The following is a 22,341-nucleotide window of genomic DNA, read 5'->3' as shown; positions in this document are numbered from 1 at the left end:
TAACGCGGGGGTTCGTTATGGTTCATCACATATGATGAGTATCATCGTTCTGCCTGCTTATCTTTGTTTTTTGCTTATTCGTTGTCGAATTGAGTTTGTTTAGTAAGTTTCTTTCTTTTTGTACCTCATAAGACTTCAAATCTCGCCTCACTGCTTTAAAGAGGTTGATACACATAATGATAAGAATAACAGTAAACGGCAGAGCGGACACAAGTGATGCTGTCTGTAATCCTTGCAAGCCGCTGCTGATGATCAATACGGCTGAAATCGCTGCAATGAGTGTTCCCCAAACAAGTTTTGAGAAAAGAGAAGGATTTAAATTACCATCCGACGTCATCATACCGAGAACGAAGGTTGCTGAGTCAGCTGATGTTACTAGGAAAATACAGATTAAGAAGATCGAGAGCGCTGAAAGAATCGTCGTTAATGGGAATTCTTCTAGTGTAACGAACAATGCACTCGTCACATCCTCATTTACAGCATCTGCAATTGCTGTGCCTTGAAACAGGTCAAGGTGAAATGCTGCTCCACCAAATACAGCGATCCACACCATCGCGATGAACGGTGGAACGATCAACACACCAAAGATCATCTCTCGAATGGATCGACCCCTCGACACTCTTGCTACGAACGATCCGATAAATGGAGACCAAGCGATCACCCACGCCCAATAAAACACTGTCCAATCCTTTACCCAGGTGCCGCCTTCATATGGAGTCATATAAAAACTCATCTCGATAAACTTCTGAATGTAACCACCAGCTGCGACTGTAAAGCTCTCAAGAATAAATACTGTCGGTCCTAAGAATAAAACGAATAGCATCAAGCCTAATGCAAGAGCTAAGTTCAGATTACTTAAGTACTTGATTCCTTTGTTCAAGCCTGTTGTAGACGAAGTCATATACAAAACGAGCAGTAATGCAGTGATGATGATCTGAACCGTCGCATTCTGTGGTAGATCATACATATAGTTTAATCCGCCATTGATTTGAAGAATTCCGAATCCGAGTGACGTTGCAACACCCATTACTGTTGCGATAACAGCGAGAATGTTGATGACGCCTCTCCAGGATTTCTTCCTTTTAGCAGGTGTCCCTGTTGAGATCGTTTCACTTATTAAGCTTTTCCGATCTTTACGATATTGAAAGTATGCCATAACGAGGCCGACTACTGTAAAGACAGACCATTGATGAACTCCCCAATGAAAAAAGGAGTACCTCATCGCTAGCTTAGCAGCCTGCTCAGTCTCTCCTTCAACGCCAAAGCCTGCGGGAGGATTCGCAAAATGCGTCATCGGTTCTGCGACACCCCAGAATACGAGTCCAACACCGAAACCTGCACTGAACAACATCCCAATCCATGTGAAAAATGGGTATTCCGGACGCTCTCCATCTTTTCCCAGACGGATCTTACCATACTTACTAATTGCTAGATACACACAGAACAAAACAAAAAACACCACAGAAAGTAAATAAAACCATCCGAACGCATCTGTCGTGAATGAATAGACGCTGTTTGCGACTGACGCGAACGACTCAGGAACGACCGCACCCCATATTACGAGTAGTAAGATGACAACTGCTGAAACCCAGAAAACTGGTCCTTTTTGCTGTGCTTTTTCTCTTTTCATCATCCCGTCCTTTCCAACTGAATGGTAATCCTTTCAGTTCTTTTCCAAATTATGTAGCATCGATCTCCTAAATATTAGTACCCTTTTACTACAGTTTCTTAACCACTGTTTTAGAATACTTCTACTTATTCTGTTTTTTTGAACAGTGCAACCATCAAACCATTCACACCAAATAGAGTCGGATCAGATGATTCCTTCATCTCTCTGATCTCAACCTCACTAAAGGCTTCGAAAATGGATTGCAGCCTTTCCTTTGAATAACCTAGTCCACCTTGTAACGACCGCTCTTCATAAACCTCCTGATCACTCATGGTCGATCCGCCTAGTGGCCCATCAGGCGTGAAACATGTTAAACCGAATAATCCATCGACTTTCAAAGCTTTCTGAATGAACGTTACGTAACTTATCCGTCGATGAGGTGGGAGGTGATGAAAACACCCAGAATCATAGATGAAGTCATAGCTTTCAGGGTCTACCTTAAGTTCAAATAAACTACCATGAATGAAGTTTACATCTACTTCTTCTTCTTTCGCCCTCTCCGTACCCCATTGAATCGCAGTTCGTGACAAATCGACAGCATCTACTTCAAAGCCATGCTTAGCAAGATATATCGCATTTCGTCCTGGACCGCTGCCAATTTCAAGCACGCGCCCTTTCGGGATAGGCCATGTAACCAGATTCTCATCAGGAACTTGTTTAAAAAAAGGAATCGGCTTTTCTCTATCTTCATAAAACTTATCCCAAAACGATGTTGGTTCTCTTAACAAAGAATCAAGTAGATTCATAAGATCTTCATTCGTCTTGATATCTCCTGTAGCGTTCGTAACCTTCATAAACACGCCTCCATTTACATTTCCTTAGTAAACCTCCTTCGACAAACTCCCGCACTCCCCCTTTTCGGAGAACAAAAAAAATCGACCAGTGGTCGATTTTGATAACTAAGAAATGGTCTAAGACCTGTCCCTCCAAAGAGGTCATATTTAGACTTGCATATGAATATTCTGCTTTGGAAGAGATGGCCGGTTTAATTTGAAAGAAGGGTCTCCGAACTCCATTGCTTCTAGAATCTGCTCTTCAGAAAATCCTGTCATCTGTGACAGCTTCCGAATATCGACATTCTTTTGAGTCAGGCTTTTAGACTTCTTCACAGCTGTTTCTATTTGATACAGCACCACTGAATACCTGTGGTTGAACGTACCCACGGATTGCTTCACGGCTCTTTCCCCTTTCAACTAAAATAACCTGTACTCCTGGAGGAAGCAGGGCTTACCGATTGCTTACCCTTTAGAATACAAACTAAACTGGGTAATTATGTCTGTTTCTCTTTTTTACCTAACGTCTAATTGAACAAAAGAAAGGCTACCGAGTACACTCGATAGCCTGTTACCAGATGGTTAGACCGCTTTTGCGTTAATTTCTACATCGATGTTTCCACGAGTTGCTTTTGAATAAGGGCACACTTTGTGGGCCTCCTTCGTAAGCATATCAGCATCTTCCTGACTAACACCTTTCACTTCTACGTTCAGTGTTACTCCAATTTTGAAACCACCGTCTGATTCATCTTTTAAGAAACTAACTTCAGCTGTTGTCTTCGATTCGATTTCTTTCTTATTATTCGATGCGACAAGATTCAACGCGCCATCATAGCAAGCAGAGTATGTTGCTGCAAACAGCTGCTCTGGATTCGTACCCTTTTCATCAGAGTTCTCTGTCGGCATCACAAGATTCATATCGATTAAACCATCAGAAGATTTTACAGTTCCTTGACGGCCGCCTTCAGCAGTTGCCTTTGAAGTGAATAGTACTTTACTCATCGAACATCATCTCCTTATATAAGTATACATGGTGTATTTACCTCTACGAAGGCACTCTTAAACTATCATGAGAAAATGATTTACATTTTTCAAATCTTCTGTAAAATAGTTCCTTAAAGAAGGAAAAGGAGGCCGGAGTGATGATTAGAAGATTAACGGAAGCGGACCATAAGGCATGTATTTCATTATTAACGCCGTATGCTGCTGAAAACTTATTTATTCTTGGAGATATCGAAGCATTCGGTTATGACCAACCCTTTCAAAAATTATGGGGCGACTTTTCTAGTGAAGGAGAATTGCGGGCTGTTCTCTTAAAATATGAGAAAAACTACATCCCTTTTGCTTCGAACGAGTTTGATGCTGCTGGTTTCGCATCCATCATTTCAGAGGATCAAGACTTTCTTATGGTATCTGGTTTAGAGCGGGTTACAGAACAGGTGGAAGCCCACATTACGCACCCTGTTAAATCAAAGAGAAAAATGTATTATGCTAAGTGTGATAATGTTGAAAAGCTCTCACTAACAAACTTAGAAGATGTAAGAATAGCTACTACAGAAGATATTCCAAGCATTCACGACCTTCATAACGCGATCGATGAATTCAATTCTTCTGAAACAGTAGAAGAAAAACAGAGAAATCTAGACAAAGGGATTTCTAGAACCTACTATATGACGATCGATGGACAGGTCGTTACAGCTGCCTCCACTGCCGCAGAAAACTCTCAATCTGCCATGATCGTAGGAGTATGTACGCGCCCTGGCTTTAAACGTAAAGGATATGCAACGAAATGTATGATGAAGCTATGCTATGACGTTTTAACAGAAGGCAAAGACCTCTGCCTCTTTTATGATAATCCTGAAGCTGGTAACATCTACAAACGCATCGGATTTCGTGAGATTGAAAAATGGACGATGTCTACCTTTGAAACAAAATTTGCAATGAAACTATAAAAAGCGGTCCTTAGAGACCGCTTTTATGATGGAGTGAACCTCAATTTGCGAATGGCTTTTGCACTTACTGGAGTAAAGAGGTGTATCAAAACACCCATGAAAAGGGCATTTAACACTGTACCCACCCCGATAGGCCCATTGAAGAAGAACGCTAGGATAACGAGAAAAATACTGATCAATGCTCTTGAATACGGCAAGGTAACCCCAGTTAAATCTTTCACAACAAACATCATTCGATCAATGGGGATTGGAGCAAAGTTCGATTGTAAATAAACCGCGATACCGAGACCACTCAGCAGCAAACCTAATAGTAAAAGGAGACTTTGTTCGACGACACTTGTCGGCATCACGTTATTTCCTAATAGATGCATCCATACATCGATCCCTACCCCTGTGACTAAAGAGGTCAATAATGCAAGAAGCTCAGGCTTTCTCCCCTCTGCAATGGCATTAAACAGCACCATGCATCCACCGATGATCACTTCCCAGCTTCCAATCGATAAGCCTACCGTTTTATATAACCCGACAAGAAGTGCATCGAATGGGGATGTTCCAAGCTTTGAAATGACTGAGAGCGAGATCCCTAAAGTAAGTAACCCTAATCCTGTCACATAAATAGCAAAACGTTTTCACATACTAGCCCCTCCACTTCGTGTATTTTGATTCCTTATATCCTATCAACCTCTATTTCTACTTTCAACTAATTCACACCTCATCACTCTTTGTCATCAAGTCGACACAACTCCAACTCACAAACACTTGAGAACCTCTACCATCTTTTCTACTATTAGTAGTGAGAAGCTTGTTTGCCTAACCCCTTGTTTGGCAATAATGAAGCTTTACATACGTTTTTGAATGAAGGGATGTCTTATATGAAAAAAGTAAGTATGTTCATGCTGTTACTCATTCTCGTGCTTGCAGCTTGCGGGCAGAACAATAGCAACGATACAGAGGAAAGTGGAACGGCCGATCCTCAACCGATAGATGTTGTCTTAGATACGCCCGAAACTGCCAAAACAGGTGTGGAACTCACATTTAGCGCTACCGTTACGCAAGGTGATGAAAAAGTTGAAGACGCAAACGAAGTGATGTTTGAAGTATGGAAAGAAGGCGACAAAGACAATAGCGAAATGATAGAAGCCACTCACGATGGTGAAGGTGTCTACACTGTAAAGAAAACGATCGATGAAGATGGAACGTACGTTGTGCAATCACATGTAACTGCAAGAGACCTACATACGATGCCAAAGAGCAAAGTGAAAGTTGGTTCTGAGGACGCATCAGAAAATCATGAAGATCATGAAAGTCATGAAGAACACGCCCACCACGGGGATGCTGTTTCGTTTCACTTGATGAAGCCAGATACCATTAAGGCAAATGAAGAAATTTCATTAACAACTCATCTTCAAAAAGATAATCAACCTTTAACAGATGCTTCGATTCGATTTGAAATTTCTAAGACTGGTGAAGAAAAAGCACAGTGGATTAAGACAGAGGAAACAAAAGATGGTGAGTATCAAGGAACTGTTACGTTAGAAGAAGCTGGAGAGTACACTGTAACGATTCATGCTGAAAATGATGAAGGCTTACATGAACATACAGAAGAAAGTCTAACTGTGACTGAATAAATGAAATCCCCCATATATGGGGGATTTTTTTATAGCGTTATTTTTTTGACTTTTCGTTTTCCAACTTGAACGATCATACCGTCTTTGACCGTCACGACGGCAGAACTATCCGTAACCTTTTGTTGATCGATTTTGATTCCGCCATTCTTCACCATACGTCTCGCTTCACTCGTAGATGGGAGCATTCCGAGTGCTACTATGAGAGCTGGCACACTTGTCTTTTCATCTCCACTCCACTTCACTTCTTCAATATCAGAAGGAAGCTGGTTTTGTTGAAATACATTCTTAAACTGCTCTTCCGCCATCAGAGCTTCATCTTTCCCATGAAACATCGTGACGATGGTTTTAGCAAGATGCATTTTCGCTTCCTTAGGGTGCAGGGTGCCATCTTTAAGCTTTGTTCGAATCGAAACCTTTTCCTCTAGTTCAAGATCTGTGATGAGTTCGACATACTTTGAAATGAGCTCATCTGGTATCGACATCGCTTTTCCATACATGTCTGTCGGCTTCTCTGCAATCCCGATGTAATTCCCCTTGGATTTCGACATTTTCTCTACGCCGTCTAATCCTTCTAATAGCGGCATCGTTAACACTACCTGTTTTTCTTTTCCAAATTGATCCTGTAAATGCCTTCCCATCAAAACGTTAAAGTATTGATCGGTTCCGCCTAGCTCGATGTCACTTTCGAGATGCACGGAATCATACCCTTGCATAAGAGGGTAAAAGAATTCGTGTAGAGATACCGGCTTACCTGCGTTGATTCTCTTCTCAAAATCATCTCGCTCGATCAATCTAGCGACAGTAATCTTACCTGCTAGTTCGATGACATCTTCGAATTTTAGTTCCGAAAGCCATGATGCATTATAAAAAAGCTCTACTTTGCTTCGATCGATTACCTTTCCAAATTGATCGAGGTAGGTTTGCGCATTCCTCTTTACTTCTTCATCCGTTAACTGTACCCTCGCCGCCGATTTTCCAGTCGGATCACCGATCTTACCAGTAAAATCTCCGATGATAAGCTGAATGATGTGTCCATTTTCTTGAAACTGACGGAGTTTATTTAAAACGACAGTATGTCCGATATGGACATCTGGTGCTGATGGATCTAGGCCTAGTTTTACTTTCAACGGGCGGCCTGTGATGATCGATTTTGCAATCTTTTCCTTCAGTTCATCCAAAGGAACGACTTCGCTCGTTCCGTGAGTATAGACCGCATACTGCCTTTCCATTTCCTTTCGTTGTTCATTCGTTAACTTCTCGATCATGCCCATTCCTTTCGACCTCCTGTTTTCATTTTATGCAAAAAAGCCACGCCCCTACATCTAAGTAGGGACGTGGCTTATCACGCGGTACCACCCTGATTAAAGACACTCGTGTCTTTCAGCTCAATTACGATAACGGAATTCACCGTTTCTGACTACTACGATGTTCATCAGAAAGACTCTGAGGGGTAATTCACGAATACGCTGTACCAGTTCGCACCGACCACTGGTTCTCTGACACTACACATCGTATAACGCTACTGCATCCTCTTCTTCGCCTGTTTCATTTATTTTAATAACTTTAGCTTCAATAAAAGGTATTGTCAATTGTTTTATTTATAGAAAGATGAAACAGTACGTACTCGCTTTACCATAACCTTTAAATAACACCAAGCTTTGAATACGAATATTACTATTCTTGCCGAACATAAAAAACAGCGGTCTAAGACCGCTGATCTCGTTATTGATTCAATTGCTTTAGAACCACTGTGGCCATCGCATCGATAAACTCACCTTTTGCGTTCGGCATTTCTGGTCGATAGTAGTTTGCACCGATCTCATCTGTCACGACTTTACATTCATAGTCATTGTCGAATAGCACTTCTAAATGATCAGCTACGAAACCAACAGGTGCGTACACAAACGACGTGTAGCCGTGGTTTTCGTGTAAGTCTCTCGTAAGATCTTGTACGTCAGGTCCAATCCATGGATCCGGCGTATTTCCTTCACTCTGCCAGCCGATCGCAACGTTCTTAACTCCTGACTGTTCTACAATTAGGTCAGCCGTTTCTTTTAACTGATCTGGATATGGATCACCGTTAGCGATGATTTTTTCTGGAAGGCTATGAGCAGATACGATTAGGACTGCCTTCTCACGCTCTTCATCAGACATGTTATCAAAGATCGCTTTGATGCGTTTAGCCCAGTAGGAAATAAACTTCGGCTCGTCGTACCAGCTCTCTACAGATGTAATCGTTGGTCCACCAATTTTCTCTGCTTCTTCTTTCGCACGTCCATTGTATGACTTGATGCTGAACGTTGAGAAATGTGGTGCTAGTACTATACTTACTGCTTCTTCGATGCCATCTTCATGCATCTGCTGAACTGCATCTTCAACGAAAGGCTCGATATGTTTTAAACCGATATATACTTTAAATTCGATCTCATCCTGAATTTCATTCAGATGAGCACCTAGTCCGTAAGCTTGGTCCTCAGTAATTTTAGCAAGAGGTGAAATACCACCGATCGCTTTATAACGATCTTTTAAATCTTGAAGCTGTTCGTCGGCTGGTTTTCTACCTCTACGAATGTGTGTATAATACCGTTCAATATCTTCTTCTTTGTATGGCGTACCGTATGCCATCACAAGAAGACCCATTGTTTTCTTTGCCATGTATGTGTTCCCCTTCCAAATTTAAGGATTACATTGAATATCTAGTTATAATGATTATCGTCTAGTTTGAAGTATACCCTTTTTCAGCAATCGATTCAAAGGGAATAACATATTCTAAATGGTAACGTTTTGTGTCGTTACATAGTAAAGGGAATCAGGCTATAGCCTAACTCCCTTTCATCCTTACCTTTCCATCGCTCCGTTATGCTTTGTAACGATTTCTCGGAGCTCTGTATCATCATCTTCTGAGGTTTCAAAAGATAGCACATAGTTGAAGTGCTTCTCATTATGTTCAGGATCTGCATTCTCCTCTTGCTTACCTGTTGGAGTTTCGTTGGAGAAAAACAAATCGTTGTTTGCACCAGCTTCTGTTGCGGACCCTTGACCTGAATCCGGGGCGTCGACCGATAGATCCTTATCCTCTTTAATCTCCTCCACTGAAGCACTAGTGACAGAATAATTCTTCATATCTTCCTTTGCACTTTCTGCTTCGTTCTCCGTTGGAAAATAGGCTTGTAATGTTTTACTCATCTCTATCGACTCCTTTTTTGTTTGGCTCACTGTAACTTGATTCCCGTTACAAAGAAGTCTTAATCATTCAAAACAAATCGCCTTTCTAATATTCCTTTCCAAACGAAATATCGTGATTAATCTCCCTTCAACTAACATAAACTACCGCTATTCCATACACATAGGAGGATCAATATGAAAAAGAGTAAACTCAATCGTGAGGACGAATACAAAAAGGGGCATGATGAGGTAAACGTTGATGAAGCGATCAATGAAGCCTTTTATTCCGAGAAGCAGAAGAACGATTCTACTCCAACTTCTTATCTAAACAACAACACAGCAGCCATCGATGTAACGGGCAATAAGGATGAAGACCGTTAACAAACCGTCTCACTCTCAGATTTCCTCCATCATTCAACTGAAATTAACTGATTTTCTTAAAATTTTCGTAAATTAGGGGTCCTTAGTTGAATCAGTACATGATGAGTGCTATCGTAAATTGTGATATAGCAAGCATTTCAGTACAAAATTGACCATTGTGATGGGGGTAAAATCTATGAGAATTATTGTTGCAGGTGGAGATGGTTTTTGCGGATGGCCAACAGCGCTTTACTTATCTAAACAAGGACACGATGTAACGATCCTAGATAACATGGTTCGCCGCAAGTGGGATGAAGAACTCCGCTCAAACTCTTTAACACCGATTCTAACTCTAGAAGAACGGGTAAAACTTTGGGAAGAAAAGAGTGGCAACCGCATCCATATTTATGACTGTGATTTAATGCATTACGATTTTCTTAAAGAGATCTTCAAACAAGTACAGCCAGAAGCATTCGTTCATTTTGCTGAACAGCGCTCTGCTCCATACTCTATGATCGACAGAGAACATGCGGTATTCACTCAGACGAATAACGTCGTTGGCAATTTAAACGTACTATATGCGATTAAAGAAGTCACACCTGATTGTCATTTAATAAAATTGGGCACAATGGGCGAATACGGTCAGCCTAACATTGATATTGAAGAAGGATACATAAAGATCGAACACAAAGGGCGCGAAGACGTTCTTCCATTTCCAAAACAGCCAGGCTCGTTCTATCACCTTTCAAAAGTCCATGATAGTCATAACATCCAATTTGCCTGCAAAATTTGGGGAATCAGAGCAACTGATCTGAACCAAGGAATCGTGTATGGCCTTCATACAGATGAAGCTGACATGGATGAAGGCTTGATCAATCGTCTTGATTATGACGGTGTGTTTGGAACCGCATTGAACCGGTTCATCATTCAGGCAGCGATCGGCCATAACTTAACGGTCTACGGTTCCGGGAAACAAACAAGAGCATTCCTTAACATTCAAGATACAATCCGCTGCGTTGAAATCGCTGCAGAGAACCCTGCTGACAAAGGGGAGTTCCGCGTCTTCAACCAGTTTACAGAAGAGTTCTCTGTCCTAGAACTAGCTGAAAAAGTACAGCGTGTGGCAGAAGCGAAAGGACTTAATATTTCGATCGATCACTTGGAGAATCCGCGTGTCGAGAAGGAAGAACACTATTATCATGCGGTTAACACGAACCTGATCGACCTAGGTCTTGAACCATGCTTATTAACAGATGAACACATTTCAAATACGCTCGATACTGCGCTTAAATACAAAGATAGAGTGTTAAAAGAAAATGTACTTCCGAACGTTACTTGGAAGTAAGTCGAAGACTAAACGAGAGGTGTAACTATGAAAATATCCATCGTCACTGAAACATTCCTCCCCTCCACAGATGGGGTCGTAACACGATTGCGTGCTTCAATCGATTATTTAATCGATCAAGGACATGAAATCCAAGTTATTGCTCCAGATTTAGGGGTACGAAGCTATAGGAATATTCGTTTCGATGGGGTTAAGCCTCGTACCTTTTTCTTGTACAAGCACCGAAAGTTTGGAATGCCGACGCGATTGATCAAAACATACCTTGAAGACTTTAACCCTGACCTTGTTCACGTCGTGAATCCCGCATTCATGGGGTATTCAGGTATTAAATATGGGAAGAAGCTCGGGGTTCCTCTTATCGCTTCCTATCATACGCATGCTCCAAAATATGCTGATTACTACAATGTACCGTGGGCGGAGCCCCTTCTATGGTGGCATTTTCGAAGAATGCACAATCAAGCAGACTTAAACCTCTGTACATCAAAAGCTATATTAGAAGAACTCAATGAGCAAAACTTCTATAACGTTCAATTATGGAAACGTGGCGTCGATACAGAAAGGTTTAACCCGAAACTCCGTAATCAGGAAATGAGAGAGCGGTTAACGAACGGAAACGCTGATAAAACGCTTCTCCTCTTTGTTGGACGCCTCGCATTTGAGAAAGAAATCGATACATTGATTCCGATGTTGGAGGAAAAGCAAGACGCTCACCTTGCGATCATTGGAGACGGTCCGTACAGAGAAGAGCTTGAGAAGAACTTCTCTCACTTAAGCAATGTGACATTCACAGGCTTTATGCATGGTGAAGAGCTTGCAACGGCCTACGCTTCCTCAGATGCGTTCATGTTCCCATCAACAACAGAAACATTGGGACTTGTGATTTTAGAAGCAATGGCGAGTGGTCTTCCTGTCATCGCAGCGGAATCGGGTCCGACGAACGAACAAGTAGAAGACGGGGAAACAGGTCTTCTTTATCAATCTGGTAAAGATGGGAACTTAACAAGTACCATCTCCAGACTAGAGGAAGACGACCTTCTCAAACGCATGTCAAAACAAGCCTTTTCTCATTCAAGAGCTTTCGGCTGGCACGGTCCTGCTCAGCAGCTTCTCGATATCTACGAATCAGCACTAGATCTTGGTCAGGAGCAAGAAGGACAGCAGGCGATCCAATAGATAGAGGTTAAATTATGAAACAGAGTCAAATAGGCAAAGGTTCAAAGCAGGTAATAAGCTTTAGTGCGATCGGCATCATGAATGCTCTAGTGGATATTGGCGCACTCAACCTGCTCATGCTGTTGTTTCCAACAGATGATCGAATCCAGCTCATTTTCTACAACACAATTGCATATACACTCGCGATCACAAACAGCTACTTTTGGAATGCGAAGCTAACCTTCCCTTCCAAAGCCATTCATGACCGAAAGCAGGTCATCCTGTTTTTAATACAAGCCGTGATCGCTCTTGGAGTCAGTAACCTCGTATTCTATGGTGCTCTGTTTCTGTTCGACCTCAAATGGCTCTCGTTCCCAAACTATATCGAACGGAATATCGCAAAAGGGCTCGCGATGTTTCTTTCTTCCGCCTCAAGTTTCTTTATGATGAAGCATATCGTCTTTCCTCGTACGAAGAAGCAACATCAAAATTAAAAAAAGCGAATCCACTGCTGGATTCGCTTTTTTCTAATTCAACTCTACACATACTTTTCCATTCGAATATCTGCCCACATTCTTCCGTCCCAATATGTAAAATCGTCAAGACGTCCGAATTCTTTATATCCTAATCTTTTATACAGTTGCTGTGCTCGAGTATTAAATTCAAACACACCAAGTTCAATTCGTTTGAGTCCAGCTTTTTTTATTTCTTCTTCTAAAAAGTTCATCGCTTCATAGCCTACACCGTGTCCACGTGCTTCATCTTCTCCAATCGTTATTCCGATCCAAGCCGTTTTGCGCACTTTTTTCAGAAGGTGGTTCGGATCGACCATATAGTTCATTTCCCCGACCAAGACATCATTATAATAAATCAAATAAATATGTAAGTGATTCAACCGCTCTGTTAGATCGATCATTGTTATTTTTCTACGGGTTTCTAGTTCCTTTATGTTCTTGTTAGGACGAATCAACGGAACTAACGACCGATCATTCTCCCATCGATTATACATATCGACGAGGAGTGTTGTAGGTTGTTCAATCTTAGTAAAGTGCGTTTTCATTGAGGACTCCTCTCTCGAAAAAAGGTTGTGTTTGTATTCCCTATCACCTAATCGAATTCCTTCAATAGTAGAACAGACGGTTCCAAGAGTGAAGACCGCTTGACTCTCCCGTACGCAGGAAAGCAAGCGGTGCTCCTCTGGAGTTCTCTATCAACCTTGCTTATGCTCTATTTTTCCAAGCAAATAAGCAGCTGCAAGACCGAGCAGCAGTGTCATGATACTCGCAGTCGCAATAGTAGCATCAGGCTTGAACCCTGGATAAAGAACAACGACTGAGCCGATAACGAGTCCAATCATAACGGCATATGTCGAGACGGTGTATTTATTCAACAGTAAAGAAATCGCCTTTCCTGTTAAACTTAATCCAATAATGATCCCTGCTCCTACTGTCAGAATAAGCGGAATCTGAAAAGAAGACAGCCCGTGGATAACGGTCTGATACGAACCTAACAGCAACAATACGAACGAGCCACTTACGCCAGGCAAAATCATCGCAGTACTCGCAAGCCACCCTGAAAAGAATAGAACGATATAATCATTAAGCTGTAGGCTTTCTTTCACCGCTCCGGAATGGTCTCCTTTAAAAACGATCGTAGAAGCAATCAACACTGCTGCAATCACAAGTAGGAGATAATGACGAGGTTTGAACGTTTCTTTAAACTCAACCTTCTTCAATAGAAATGGAATGACCCCAATGATCAGCCCAATAAAAAAGTAAAATGTAGGCTGGGGATAATGATTTAATAAGTGTTCCATCACCTTACTCACTAAGATGATCGCAAGAGCTACCCCGACAAGAAGAGGGATGAAGAATCCAAGTTCCTTCTTCCAATTTTTACTCATCAAGCCGTTGATGCCGTTGATCAAACGGCGGTAAATCCCGAGTACCATCGCAATGGTACCTCCACTAACACCAGGTATCAAGTCACTGATCCCCATTAATAATCCTCTATATATGTTCTTCCATCTAAACATGACTATGCTTCTCCTTTATCCATATATGTAATGGTTCCATACCCTGCATGCATTTACTTGTAACCTTGAGCGGAACCTTTCTTTCGGTTTTAGTTAGTAGGTATGGGTTATCCTAATCCTACAAACCTTCGAAACGAACCTTCAATTTTTGCCTAATTGCGAAACGTCTTGAGTTGATAATCCACCACGAAATACAGTAAAGTGATAGAGGTAATTTTTGATTTTATACACTGGAGGAATTTGATGAGTGATCGAAATAAAGGCATCCTTTTGTTACTCGTATCGTCGTTCGGTTTTGCGATGATGGCCGCTTTTGTAAAGCTGTCAGGTGATCTACCGACGGTACAAAAGACGATGTTTCGTAATGCAGTGTCTGCTGTTATATCATTTGGATTTGTTATGTATTATAAAGAACGCCTCTTTGGCAAAAAAGAAAACCAAAAGTTCTTATTACTACGTTCCACACTCGGAACGTTAGGAATACTTTTTTACTTTTATGCGATCGATCATCTTGTGTTATCAGATGCCGATATGCTCAACAAGCTCAGCCCATTCCTGCTTATTATCTTTTCCGCACTTTTTTTGAAAGAACGAGCTAGGACGTTTCAGATCGTTGCGATCATCGTTGCATTCATTGGTACATTATTGATTATTAAACCGCAATTTTCAATTGAAACAATCCCATATATTTCAGGTTTACTATCTGCGATTTTTGCGGCTGGAGCTTACACCGTTCTCCGTGTGCTTGGTCAAAAGGAGAAGTTCTATACGGTCGTTTTCTACTTTTCATTTTTCTCAACGGTGGTACTACTACCGTTTGTTATTGTGTTTTATGAACCGATGGAAACCATTCAGCTCATATACCTTCTTCTTGCAGGGGCCTTTGCAACACTAGGACAGTTCGGTATCACAATGGCCTATAAGTTCGCACCAGCAAGAGAGATTTCAATTTTCTTTTATTCCACGGTCGTGTACTCAGCTTTGATCAGTATCGTTCTCTTCGGACAAGTTCCTGATCTATTAAGTATACTCGGTTATATCGTGATCTTCTCTGCTTCATTCTACATGTTCTTACGAAACAACCATGAAGCGAAGATCGAAAAAAGAGCATTGCGCACTTCTAATTAAGAAAAGGTAGCGTCTGATAAGACGCTACCTCTTTTAATTTCGTCTATATTCTGTCCAATTACCACTATCGATTTTCCTAAAAGTTGAAGGTTTTGTTTTCATAACATAGGTGATCGCATCGTACTGCTTCCCTTTCGAATAGACTGGTTGAATGATCCTGTCATACAGGTTCGCTCTTCTTCCCTCTTGAAACCCTTCTAGCACATCGATTCGTGAGAGAAACGTGTCGTTCACTTCATAGACTTCTCCGTAGACGACCCCTTCTTCTGATTGAAACAGCGCAGGATAACCTGCACCTGTGTCATATAGCTTCCCGCTCGTCCAACTGTACGATTCAAGCAACCTTGCTCCTTCAATAACACGGTGGTTACTTTCACCTTTTCTTAATGTTCCATATACAAATACGATATGCATGTAACCGACTCCTAAAGCCCGCCATTGGCGGACTTTTGCTTTTAGAAAATTCGCTTCAACGCTTTCTTCAGCGGCGGCATGTCGAGTTCCTGCTCTTCGAAGGCCTTCTTCAACATGTATTTTGAATAACTTGAAGCTTGTTCATACGTAACTTTACCTGGAAGAGGAGCTTGGTCTTCAATCATGATGTCGACGATAACAGGCTTAGTTGATTTTGCCGCTCTTTCGAAAGCTGGCAGTAGTTCTTCATGCTTTTCAACACGATATCCTTCCCCGCCTGCTGTACGAGCGAAAGCTGCGTAATCAAAGTCTTTAAGCTCTGTTTCATAATCCAAATTACCGATTGCATGTTGTTCATATTTAATCATGCCGAGACGTTCATTGTTAAATAGAACGACCATCATGGGCAGCTGATATTTTACCGCAGTTAAGAAATCCTGCATGACCATGGAGAATCCACCGTCTCCACATATCGCTACAGCCTGACGTTCAGGGTGCGCAATCTTTGCTGCGATCGCTCCAGGCAGGCCGCAGCCCATCGTAGCCATCCAGGAGGAGAGAATAAACGTTTGATTTGTTACGCGGAAGTGTCTCGTTGTCCAAACCGTTACATTTCCAACATCCACAGACAAGATTGCATCATCATCGACGACTTTTTGCAGCTGTGGCATGATTTCCTGAGGCTTTATCGGTGATGATTTTTCCGCTTCAATCTTTTCTAGATGTGTCCACCAGTTTTTCATATTCTCCTGACACTTCTCAATAAAGTCCCTGTCTTCTTGATAGTGACAGTGTTCTGCTAAGTAAGAGAGCGTCCACTTCGCATCTCCGATCAACCCTACTGTAATAGGGTATCGTTTTCCGATTTGAGTTGGCTCGATATCGAGTTGAATCGCCTTCGCATCATCCGGTAAGTAGTCTCTGTAAGGAAACGACGTGCCTACCATGATGAGAAGATCTGTTTCTTCCATTGCTTCGTATGCTGGCTTTGTTCCTATTTGACCTAGCTGACCTAAATTGTAAGGATGAACATCGGGAATCGTGCCCTTTCCTGGAAGACTCAAAATGACTGGAGCAGCGATTTTCTCAGCGAACTGTAACAGTTCCTCTCTTGAATGCTTTGCACCCTTACCTGCTAAGATCACAGGTCTCTTTGCATCATTCAGTAGCTGTAGTGCATCCTGTAAGTTTGAATTGTCGGGATGAATAACAGCCTTCGAATGTATCAGTGATGTGTTTTTAACCTTCTGTTTCACCTTTTCGGCTGCAAGGTCGTCGGGAATCGTAAGGATAGCCACACCCTTTTTTTCAACAGCTGTTCGAATCGCCTGATTTGCCAAGTCAGGTAAGGTTTCTGCAGACTGAACCCGTTTATTGAACACTGATACATCGTCGAACATTTTCTCAAGATTCACTTCCTGAAACTGATCTGTCCCAAGCTGCGTACTGTCGACTTGTCCCGCTATGACAAGAACCGGCACCCCGTCCGCTTTCGCATCATATAGCCCATTCAGAAGATGAATCGCACCTGGACCTGCAATGGATAAACATACGCCGATCTTACCGGTTATCTTCGCATACGAAGCAGCTGATAGCGCACCAACTTCTTCATGGCGTACTTGGATGAATCTCATACGATCTTCAGCAGAACGTAGGTTATCAACAAAATGGTTGATCGAGTCACCCGGAAGCCCATATACATGATCGACTCCCCATTCTGATAACGTATATAAAAGGATCTCTCCCGTACTTTTATCAAACATTTTTTATTCCTCCTCCGCATCATTTCATAATGTTTCACCTTCCCTTTCAGAGGTATTGCGAAACTTTTTTACTACAAAGGTGGGTTCTATTGTTTAATTTCCTTCAATAAAGTGAAATGTAAAGAATAGGATTCCAAATTTCCGATTGGGAGGCTCCCTTATGAAACATCTCGTTTTTTATGATGCACAATGTCCACTTTGTTTTAATGTGAAAAAGACTCTTCAAAAGCTGGACTGGCGTGGACAAATCGAATGGATTTCTGTACAAGAAGTAGAAAGCAATCCTGAAGCTTATCCTTATATGCAATATCGCCACGATCTTATGTATGATGAAATACATATGTTGACGGCATCCGGCCGACTATATTCAGGATTTTCTACAGTCAGAAGGCTGCTCCTAGCATTACCGATCACGATACCATTAAGCTTATTTTTATATTTACCTTACCTCGATCGAATCGGTTCGCCACTTTATAAATGGTTTTCAAAACACCGATACGAATGGTTTGGTCGTTATCCTGAACCTGTTTATGAGTGATCATAAGCAGGTTTTTTTCTGTCGCTCGAGAAGTAGTTTCTAGTAGAAAACTATACTAAGGGAGAACCTTCATGAGCGAGAAATGGCTAGACTGGGCAAAAGAAATGCAGTCCATCGCGCAAGCTGGATTAACGTATACGAAAGATCCATATGACTATGAGCGGTACTTGGAACTGCGTAAATTAAGTACAGAAATAATGGAGACATATACGAAATACGATATGGCAACGATCGAAAACTTATTCGCGAATGAAACAGGTTATCAGACACCTAAAGTGGACGTTCGTGCGGCAATTTTTCAAAACGGAAAAATACTATTAGTACAAGAGAAAGAAGACGGAAAGTGGTCTCTTCCTGGTGGATGGAGTGACATTGGCTATACAGCAGCGGAAGTAGCTGTAAAGGAGGTATATGAGGAAACTGGGTATCACGTGAACGTAGTAAGACTTCTCGCCGTACTCGATAAATCGAAGCACCCTCATCCACCATCTCCTTATCATACATATAAGATTATTTTTCAATGTGAACGAATCGGGGGTTCTCCAACTGATAGCATCGAAACGAGTGGAAGTGGATTTTTCTCGAGAAAGGATCTGCCACCCCTCTCGACGGGAAGGACGACAGAATCTCAGATTGCTTTGTTATTCGATTTTCTAAAGAACCCTTCAAAACCTGTCGTCTATGATTAAAATAGTTGTAAAGAAAGAGGAGTATAACGATGATCACGCCATACGAAAACGGGATACTGCTACTGCGAAACGATCACCTTCATGAACGGAATTGGCGTAGTGACAGCTGCTATAAGTTTATCTTTTCACATCTAGGAAAAGGGCGCTATCAAACGCAACGAGGAGACATTTCGATTAATAAAGGACAGTTTTACCTCGTAAACCCTAATGAACCTCACAGGCAGTTAGAGGTGACGAACGAAAAGTTCTTGATCGAACTCGATCAGTCGCTCTTCTATCGTGTGATGAAGGAGCTATACGCTGAAAGCAGCATTCCAGAATTTGCGGGAATAAACTACTACCATCCACAAATCGAACGGTGGGCTTCTTTCGTAAGAGCGACGATGCAGGACGCCACTCAAGAAGAGGCTTCTTATTTCCTAGAACACAGCGTTCCTCAACTCGTACTTTTGCTGATGAAGCATGGACCTGGCTCACATCAGACGCACTTGTCATACCATTCTTCACCTTCACTCTCTAAAGCGATCGAAGCGATCAAGGATGATTATTCTGCAAACTGGACCCTAGACGAGCTCGCAAGACTATGCGGATTATCAAAGTATCAATTCGCACACGTTTTTAAAGAGACATACGGCATCTCACCCTATTCATGGCTTCAGCTTTATCGCCTTATAAGAAGTCAAGAAGCGCTCTATCATTCCAATGATACGATTTTAGAAATCGCGTTACAGTCTGGATTTACGAACCTTTCTTCGTATAATAAATTATTTAAAAAACTGTACGGAAGAACGCCTTCCCATTTTCGCCTTCACCGCCACTAAATACCCTACACTCGCAGCGATCATGAGACAGCCGCTTCCAACCATAAGCGTTTGGATCGGGATGAAAGCTGCGAGTGCTCCAAATAATGCGAGCGATACCGTGTTCGCAAGATAGAGAAGAACAGCGTTCGTACTAAACCCTCTCCCTAACATCTCTTCTGGTACGAGCGTCTGAAGAATATATACTCTAGCTAGCCCCGCGATTGGAATACCGATCCCAACTAACATCGCTCCGATTACGAAATGCTCTACATCATAGAATAAGCCGTAGTATAGCACGCCACCACCCCATATCGATGAACCGATCATATAAGTTCCTAGGTTCATCTTCTTAAAAACAAATGGAATGATCATATTCGCAACAATAACCGTTGCCCCAAAAACCCCTTGAACCATACTAAATACTTCTTCGCTTCTGTCCGTTAATTCCGACAGTGCGAGTAACATGCCCACTTCCCACACCCACGTATTTAAGAAGACGATCATAAATGTAAAGAAAAAGAGGTTTCGAATCGACACATGGTTTCTAGCCCATTTACTAAACTCCACAATGGCACTTACTGCCATCTTCACTGACTTTTTGCCCACTTTCCTTACTTCCGTTACATGTAAACGCCAAATACAGAATGAACTGATCGCATAGGTCACAGCATCGATCGTAAAGAAATGCACTGCACCGTAAGAAGAGAGGAGCCAAATCGCAATGACTGGACTGAGTACTGTAACGCCTCTACTGAGCGTATCGTTCAAGCTATTCACAACGGTTCTTTGCTCTTCATTCGTAATGAGTGGGAGGAGAGCACGATGAGCTGGATTAAAGAAACACCCGATCGTTTGGATAAGAAAGCTGATCACTAGTAAGAAGATATAGTGTAAGGCGTCTATGTAGTAGAGAAGAACCACAGACCCTACGAGTGGAATCCTTACTAAATCTAGAACGATGAGCAACTTTTTCTTTTGGACCCAGTCAGCGATTACTCCTCCAACCAATCCAAATAGAAGATATGGAGCCGTTTCCGCGATGGCCATTCCAGTCGTTAATGTTTTGGATCCTGTTAAGTCATAAGCGAGAAATAAGAAAGCCATCCCTGATAGAACATCACCTAGCTTCGATATTCCTCCCCCAAGCAGATAGTAACGGATCGTTTTATTTAAGAGAACCTCTTTATACATAAGAACACCTCCATTTTCATCATAAGGAAAATGGAGGTGTATTTTCTTATGTAATCTTGCTATCTCTTACAGCAAGATGTTACTTCACAACAGACCACCGTTTTTCGAGAGATACATGCTGTGACATGAGCCACTCTTTTAATGTGTTCTCTCCATCTTGCCAATCACATTCCTCTATACGAACTTCGATTTCATCTATTGACCCTTCTTGGCCCTGTTCATAGATCGAATCATGAACGTTCTCCATAAAGTCATCATATGCTTTATGATTTCTCCATAAAGCCCCTATCACCGCTACGTTCTCTCGTTCCTTTACCCAGCCCCCGTGTTGAGCGATGAATCCTGAACACTCCGCTATGGCGCTCCACTTTTCCTGACCCTTTGAAAAAACGACTTCTTTTCCACTCTTTACGGTACAGACGATCTTTTTTAAAATCACGATTGTCCCGCCCCATTCTCTGGGTGTTTGAAGCAATTTAATGTATGGTCATTCACTAACCCTACCGCCTGCATGAAGCTATAAATAATCACTGGACCTACAAAGGTGAAGCCTCTTTTTTTCAGGTCTTTGCTGATGGCTTTACTTAAGTCCGACTGTGCAGGTACCTCTTCACTCGAACGCCATCTGTTGATGATCGGTTCATCATCAACGTATGACCATATGTAAGATGAAAAACTTCCAAACTCTTTTTGAATTTGGATAAAGGCGTTTGCATTTTTCACTGCACCACGAACTTTGAGTTTGTTCCGTATGATACCTTCATTCGATAACAAATCTTGTATCTTTTCTTCGCTATAAGATGCCACTTTCTCTACGGAAAAATGATCGAAAGCTTCACGGTAGTTTTCTCGTCGCTTTAAGATCGTGATCCAGCTCAATCCAGCCTGTGCGCCTTCCAAGATCAACATTTCAAAAAGCTTATGATCATCATAAACAGGAACTCCCCATTCATGATCGTGGTAATCGATATAGATTTTTTCATCTGACACCCACGCACATCGTTTCATTCGTTTTCCCCCTTACAATCTACTTTATACAACAATAAAAACGCATAAAAGATGCGTTTTCAACGTTTTACTAGTATTTAGTTCGATTATCGCGCCAGCAAACCCTTTGAACGTAAGTAGTTTACTAATTGATGCACACAGTCTGGAACACTATGAATAGCTGTGTAAAGTACCACGTCAGGGGATTTTGGTGCTTCGTATGGAGCACTGATTCCGGTAAACTCCTTTATTTCTCCTGTACGAACTTTTTCATAGAGACCTTTAGGATCTCTCTTCTCACATTCTTCGATCGGACAATCCACATACACCTCAATAAACTCATCTGCTTCTACTAGATTTCTGACCATCTCGCGGTCACTCTGATAAGGAGAGATGAATGCCGTTAGAACCACCGTCCCACTTTCAACAAAAAGTTTCGCAACTTCACCTACACGTCTGATGTTTTCTTTACGATCAACTTCTTGAAATCCTAAGTCTGCATTTAGTCCGTGCCTTAGATTATCACCATCTAATAGAAAAGTAGAAAGCCCTCTTGAATGCAATGCTTTTTCAAGTTCATTAGCTACCGTTGACTTTCCTGATCCCGAAAGCCCTGTAAACCATACGATATAGCTTTTATGTTCGTGTAAAAGCTGACGATCTGACTTCTGGATAGAATGACTTTGCCAATGAATATTTTTATCCATCCTTACTCTCCTTTCTGACATGTGCGCCTGCTGCCATATTCA

General features: G+C 41.8%; 26 protein-coding genes and 1 other annotated feature. Of the genes, 10 read left to right on the top strand and 16 right to left on the bottom strand.

The genetic code is table 11. The annotated features are described in order from the left end of the window. Window positions 1-25 precede the first annotated feature (25 nt). The 4 genes from PFZ69_RS08850 to PFZ69_RS08835 form a co-directional block, all read right to left on the bottom strand. Window positions 26-1,633, bottom strand: coding sequence for a BCCT family transporter (locus PFZ69_RS08850; RefSeq protein ID WP_270180716.1), 1,608 nt, complete (start codon window positions 1,631-1,633; stop codon window positions 26-28). A gap of 122 nt (window positions 1,634-1,755) precedes the next feature. Then, window positions 1,756-2,463, bottom strand: a complete 708-nt coding sequence (locus PFZ69_RS08845; RefSeq protein WP_270180715.1) for a class I SAM-dependent methyltransferase — start codon at window positions 2,461-2,463, stop codon at window positions 1,756-1,758. A 147-nt stretch (window positions 2,464-2,610) separates the two neighbouring features. Next, complete coding sequence (locus PFZ69_RS08840; RefSeq protein WP_270180714.1) at window positions 2,611-2,844, bottom strand: hypothetical protein; 234 nt, start codon at window positions 2,842-2,844, stop codon at window positions 2,611-2,613. Window positions 2,845-3,024: 180 nt separating this feature from the next. Then, complete coding sequence (locus tag PFZ69_RS08835; RefSeq protein ID WP_270180713.1) at window positions 3,025-3,444, bottom strand: organic hydroperoxide resistance protein; 420 nt, start codon at window positions 3,442-3,444, stop codon at window positions 3,025-3,027. A gap of 140 nt (window positions 3,445-3,584) precedes the next feature. Here PFZ69_RS08835 and PFZ69_RS08830 point away from each other — a divergent pair, with 140 nt between their 5' ends. Continuing rightward, window positions 3,585-4,394 carry a GNAT family N-acetyltransferase gene (locus PFZ69_RS08830; RefSeq protein ID WP_270180712.1) on the top strand — a complete coding sequence of 270 codons (810 nt, stop codon included), beginning with the start codon at window positions 3,585-3,587 and terminating at the stop codon, window positions 4,392-4,394. A 23-nt stretch (window positions 4,395-4,417) separates the two neighbouring features. On the opposite strand, the gene PFZ69_RS08825 is transcribed toward PFZ69_RS08830, so the two are convergent. Continuing rightward, window positions 4,418-5,005, bottom strand: a complete 588-nt coding sequence (locus PFZ69_RS08825; RefSeq protein ID WP_270180711.1) for a YczE/YyaS/YitT family protein — start codon at window positions 5,003-5,005, stop codon at window positions 4,418-4,420. A gap of 261 nt (window positions 5,006-5,266) precedes the next feature. Between PFZ69_RS08825 and PFZ69_RS08820 the strand changes: the two genes are divergently transcribed. After that, a complete protein-coding gene (locus tag PFZ69_RS08820; RefSeq protein ID WP_270180710.1) occupies window positions 5,267-6,022 on the top strand; it encodes a FixH family protein in 756 nt (251 codons plus the stop codon). A gap of 29 nt (window positions 6,023-6,051) precedes the next feature. Here PFZ69_RS08820 and tyrS read toward each other — a convergent pair whose 3' ends face one another. The 3 genes from tyrS to PFZ69_RS08805 form a co-directional block, all read right to left on the bottom strand. Then, entirely contained in the window at window positions 6,052-7,293 is a 1,242-nt protein-coding gene (gene tyrS, locus PFZ69_RS08815) for a tyrosine--tRNA ligase (RefSeq protein ID WP_270180709.1), read from the bottom strand. A gap of 54 nt (window positions 7,294-7,347) precedes the next feature. Further along, window positions 7,348-7,568: a binding site (T-box leader), on the bottom strand. A 176-nt stretch (window positions 7,569-7,744) separates the two neighbouring features. Further along, on the bottom strand, window positions 7,745-8,677 hold the full coding sequence (hemH, locus tag PFZ69_RS08810; RefSeq protein WP_270180708.1) for a ferrochelatase: 933 nt from the start codon (window positions 8,675-8,677) through the stop codon (window positions 7,745-7,747). A gap of 183 nt (window positions 8,678-8,860) precedes the next feature. Beyond that, window positions 8,861-9,208, bottom strand: a complete 348-nt coding sequence (locus tag PFZ69_RS08805) for a hypothetical protein (RefSeq protein ID WP_270180707.1) — start codon at window positions 9,206-9,208, stop codon at window positions 8,861-8,863. Window positions 9,209-9,382: 174 nt separating this feature from the next. Here PFZ69_RS08805 and PFZ69_RS08800 point away from each other — a divergent pair, with 174 nt between their 5' ends. The 4 genes from PFZ69_RS08800 to PFZ69_RS08785 all read left to right on the top strand — a co-directional run bounded on the left by PFZ69_RS08800 (window position 9,383) and on the right by PFZ69_RS08785 (window position 12,538). Further along, entirely contained in the window at window positions 9,383-9,568 is a 186-nt protein-coding gene (locus PFZ69_RS08800; RefSeq protein ID WP_270180706.1) for a hypothetical protein, read from the top strand. Between the two features lie 175 nt (window positions 9,569-9,743). Further along, a complete protein-coding gene (locus PFZ69_RS08795) occupies window positions 9,744-10,892 on the top strand; it encodes an NAD-dependent epimerase/dehydratase family protein (protein WP_270180705.1) in 1,149 nt (382 codons plus the stop codon). A 27-nt stretch (window positions 10,893-10,919) separates the two neighbouring features. Further along, complete coding sequence (locus tag PFZ69_RS08790) at window positions 10,920-12,065, top strand: glycosyltransferase family 4 protein (protein ID WP_270180704.1); 1,146 nt, start codon at window positions 10,920-10,922, stop codon at window positions 12,063-12,065. A 14-nt stretch (window positions 12,066-12,079) separates the two neighbouring features. Then, a complete protein-coding gene (locus PFZ69_RS08785; RefSeq protein ID WP_270180703.1) occupies window positions 12,080-12,538 on the top strand; it encodes a GtrA family protein in 459 nt (152 codons plus the stop codon). Window positions 12,539-12,582: 44 nt separating this feature from the next. On the opposite strand, the gene PFZ69_RS08780 is transcribed toward PFZ69_RS08785, so the two are convergent. Both PFZ69_RS08780 and PFZ69_RS08775 read right to left on the bottom strand, forming a co-directional pair. Next, window positions 12,583-13,104 (bottom strand): GNAT family N-acetyltransferase, encoded by a 522-nt coding sequence (locus PFZ69_RS08780; protein ID WP_270180702.1) that lies wholly within the window; start codon window positions 13,102-13,104, stop codon window positions 12,583-12,585. Window positions 13,105-13,254: 150 nt separating this feature from the next. Further along, the gene (locus PFZ69_RS08775; RefSeq protein WP_270180701.1) at window positions 13,255-14,079 is read right to left on the bottom strand and encodes a DUF368 domain-containing protein; all 825 of its coding nucleotides are present in this window, start codon (window positions 14,077-14,079) and stop codon (window positions 13,255-13,257) included. Between the two features lie 243 nt (window positions 14,080-14,322). Here PFZ69_RS08775 and PFZ69_RS08770 point away from each other — a divergent pair, with 243 nt between their 5' ends. Beyond that, window positions 14,323-15,207 (top strand): DMT family transporter, encoded by an 885-nt coding sequence (locus PFZ69_RS08770; protein ID WP_270180700.1) that lies wholly within the window; start codon window positions 14,323-14,325, stop codon window positions 15,205-15,207. A 33-nt stretch (window positions 15,208-15,240) separates the two neighbouring features. Here PFZ69_RS08770 and PFZ69_RS08765 read toward each other — a convergent pair whose 3' ends face one another. Then, window positions 15,241-15,621, bottom strand: coding sequence for a gamma-glutamylcyclotransferase family protein (locus PFZ69_RS08765; RefSeq protein ID WP_270180699.1), 381 nt, complete (start codon window positions 15,619-15,621; stop codon window positions 15,241-15,243). Window positions 15,622-15,662: 41 nt separating this feature from the next. Beyond that, window positions 15,663-17,384 (bottom strand): pyruvate oxidase, encoded by a 1,722-nt coding sequence (locus PFZ69_RS08760; RefSeq protein ID WP_270180698.1) that lies wholly within the window; start codon window positions 17,382-17,384, stop codon window positions 15,663-15,665. A 160-nt stretch (window positions 17,385-17,544) separates the two neighbouring features. Between PFZ69_RS08760 and PFZ69_RS08755 the strand changes: the two genes are divergently transcribed. The 3 genes from PFZ69_RS08755 (at window position 17,545) to PFZ69_RS08745 (ending at window position 19,432) form a co-directional block, all read left to right on the top strand. Next, the gene (locus PFZ69_RS08755) at window positions 17,545-17,922 is read left to right on the top strand and encodes a thiol-disulfide oxidoreductase DCC family protein (protein WP_270180697.1); all 378 of its coding nucleotides are present in this window, start codon (window positions 17,545-17,547) and stop codon (window positions 17,920-17,922) included. Window positions 17,923-17,993: 71 nt separating this feature from the next. Further along, window positions 17,994-18,611 (top strand): NUDIX hydrolase, encoded by a 618-nt coding sequence (locus PFZ69_RS08750; RefSeq protein WP_270180696.1) that lies wholly within the window; start codon window positions 17,994-17,996, stop codon window positions 18,609-18,611. 29 nt (window positions 18,612-18,640) lie between these two features. After that, window positions 18,641-19,432: a helix-turn-helix domain-containing protein gene (locus PFZ69_RS08745; protein WP_270180695.1), complete on the top strand. Its 792-nt coding sequence runs from the start codon at window positions 18,641-18,643 to the stop codon at window positions 19,430-19,432. On the opposite strand, the gene PFZ69_RS08740 is transcribed toward PFZ69_RS08745, so the two are convergent. The 4 genes from PFZ69_RS08740 to cysC all read right to left on the bottom strand — a co-directional run bounded on the left by PFZ69_RS08740 (window position 19,376) and on the right by cysC (window position 22,299). Beyond that, window positions 19,376-20,605, bottom strand: a complete 1,230-nt coding sequence (locus tag PFZ69_RS08740) for an MFS transporter (RefSeq protein ID WP_270180694.1) — start codon at window positions 20,603-20,605, stop codon at window positions 19,376-19,378. The genes PFZ69_RS08745 and PFZ69_RS08740 overlap by 57 nt on opposite strands. A gap of 79 nt (window positions 20,606-20,684) precedes the next feature. After that, window positions 20,685-21,044 carry a DUF4937 domain-containing protein gene (locus PFZ69_RS08735; protein ID WP_270180693.1) on the bottom strand — a complete coding sequence of 120 codons (360 nt, stop codon included), beginning with the start codon at window positions 21,042-21,044 and terminating at the stop codon, window positions 20,685-20,687. Then, window positions 21,041-21,613, bottom strand: a complete 573-nt coding sequence (locus PFZ69_RS08730; protein ID WP_270180692.1) for a DNA-3-methyladenine glycosylase I — start codon at window positions 21,611-21,613, stop codon at window positions 21,041-21,043. The genes PFZ69_RS08735 and PFZ69_RS08730 overlap by 4 nt, the downstream gene beginning before the upstream one ends. Before the next feature lie 86 nt (window positions 21,614-21,699). Next, window positions 21,700-22,299 carry an adenylyl-sulfate kinase gene (gene cysC, locus PFZ69_RS08725; protein WP_270180691.1) on the bottom strand — a complete coding sequence of 200 codons (600 nt, stop codon included), beginning with the start codon at window positions 22,297-22,299 and terminating at the stop codon, window positions 21,700-21,702. Window positions 22,300-22,341: the final 42 nt, after the last annotated feature.

Origin of the sequence: Alkalihalobacillus sp. CinArs1 (assembly GCF_947387515.1) — a bacterium.
GTDB lineage: Bacteria > Bacillota > Bacilli > Bacillales > Guptibacillaceae > Guptibacillus.
The sequence above is the reverse complement of the archived record's forward strand: the minus strand, read 5'-3'. Positions and strand labels throughout refer to the sequence as shown.